The sequence below is a fragment of the Pseudomonas sp. genome (assembly GCF_050739655.1).
In the GTDB taxonomy this organism is placed as follows: domain Bacteria; phylum Pseudomonadota; class Gammaproteobacteria; order Pseudomonadales; family Pseudomonadaceae; genus Aquipseudomonas.
On sequence record NZ_JBOIBY010000737.1, the window covers coordinates 1 to 1,725 of the forward strand.

Consider the following 1,725-nt stretch of genomic DNA (forward strand, 5'->3'; position numbering starts at 1 on the left):
CCCACAGGGTTCGAGTAATACTCAAAATTTGTGAACGACTCGATTTCTGTGGGAGCGGGCTTGCCCGCGAAGGCGTTGTCATGACCGCCGCCAGGTTCAGATTCCTTTGAAGACGCCAGGTCGCCTCTCAACCAACGACCTCACACCCTCCCGGGCATCCTCGGTGGTCAACAACTTCTTCGCCAGCGCCTGCAACCCTTGCGCGGCAACGGTTTCCCCTTCGTAGCGCGCTTGTCGCGCCGACATCAACGTCGCCTGAACACCCAGCGGCGCCTGCCGGGCGATGCGTTCGGCCAGCTCAACCGCCCTCGGCAGCAAATCCTCACTGGCCATCACCTCCTGCACCAGTCCCAGGTGCAAGGCGTCGTGGGCATCGAATTCATCACCTGTCAGCATCCAGCGCATGGCATTGCCCCAACCGGCCACCTGATGCAGACGCAAGGTGGCGCCACCGAAAGGAAAGATCCCGCGTTGCACTTCCATCTGCGCGAAGCGTGTGTTGCTGGCGCACAGGTTGATATCCGCGGCCAGCATCAACTCGATGCCGATGGTCAGGCAATAACCTTGCGCCGCGACTATCACCGGCTTGCTGACCCTGGGACCGGCAAACACGCCCCAAGGATCGCAACCACCGGGCGGCGCCTGCCAGCCTTCGACCAGCGCCTCACTGGCGCTCGCCAGATCCAGCCCGGCGGTAAAATGCTCGCCATGACCAAAGACCACCGCCACCCGTGCATCGTTGTCGGCTTCGAACTCACCGTAAGCCAGGCTCAAGCCGTTGAGCAGGTCGAGATCGAAGGCGTTGCGTTTGGCGACCCGGTCCAGACCGATCAACAGGACATGACCGCGTTTTTCACGGCTCACGCGACTGGTGTTGGGCTCTTTCATGGTGCATTTCCTCGGGCGGGAAGGGAGGTCGGACCGGCGGTCGGGGTCATCTGGGTGAACCGTTTTAGCGCCATCGCCCGCAGCGCCGGGCCTTTGAAAAATAGTCGCTGGCACGATTATCCGCAAAGCCTGTGACAGAACGCCGTACGCGGGAGTTTTGCGTTAAAAAAAGCTCCCTTTTCCGGCAAATTCCGGTATAGTGCGCGCCGGCCTTTAGCCGGGCCGCGTTTAGGTAGCGCAATTCGCCGAAGTCAACTTCGGTTGCATGTCCGTCCTGCGGACTCTTCCTTGACGATTCTTTTCATTCATTCGTTTTCGCAAATCCCCGCCGACAAAGCTGCCAGGGCGACTCTTGAGTCTCAACACGGCACGCGCAGCTTTGGAGCATGGGTCTTTGCGGATGCACTTAGAGGCAGACCCATGACCCAGGAAACCGGCGGCTTCGCCGCTTTTAATCTTAACCCGAACATTCTTGCTGCCGTCATCGCGACTGGCTACGAAGAACCTTCGGCTATTCAGCAGCAATCGATCCCGATCATCATGGCCGGCCAAGACATGATTGGCCAAGCGCAAACCGGTACCGGTAAAACCGCCGCGTTCGCCCTGCCAATCCTGCACTGCATCGATCCTGCCAAGCGCGAGCCGCAAGCCCTGATCCTGGCGCCAACCCGTGAGTTGGCGCTGCAAGTAGCAACCGCTTTCGAAACCTACGCCAAGCAAATGCCGGGCGTTACCGTTGTGGCCGTTTACGGCGGCGCGCCTATGGGCCCACAACTGAAAGCAATCCGTAACGGCGCACAGATCGTTGTCGCCACTCCGGGCCGTCTGTGCGACCAC

1 protein-coding gene and 1 pseudogene are annotated in these 1,725 nt (G+C 60.2%); one reads left to right on the forward strand and one right to left on the reverse strand.

Going from position 1 to position 1,725, the window contains the following annotated elements; translation table 11 throughout:
- Nucleotides 1–96: 96 nt before the first annotated feature.
- The gene (locus tag ACRESJ_RS34650; protein ID WP_431761911.1) at nt 97–888 is read right to left on the reverse strand and encodes a crotonase/enoyl-CoA hydratase family protein; all 792 of its coding nucleotides are present in this window, start codon (nt 886–888) and stop codon (nt 97–99) included.
- Between the two features lie 386 nt (nt 889–1,274).
- Here ACRESJ_RS34650 and ACRESJ_RS34655 point away from each other — a divergent pair.
- Nucleotides 1,275–1,725: pseudogene (locus ACRESJ_RS34655) on the forward strand (DEAD/DEAH box helicase); the annotation flags it as partial.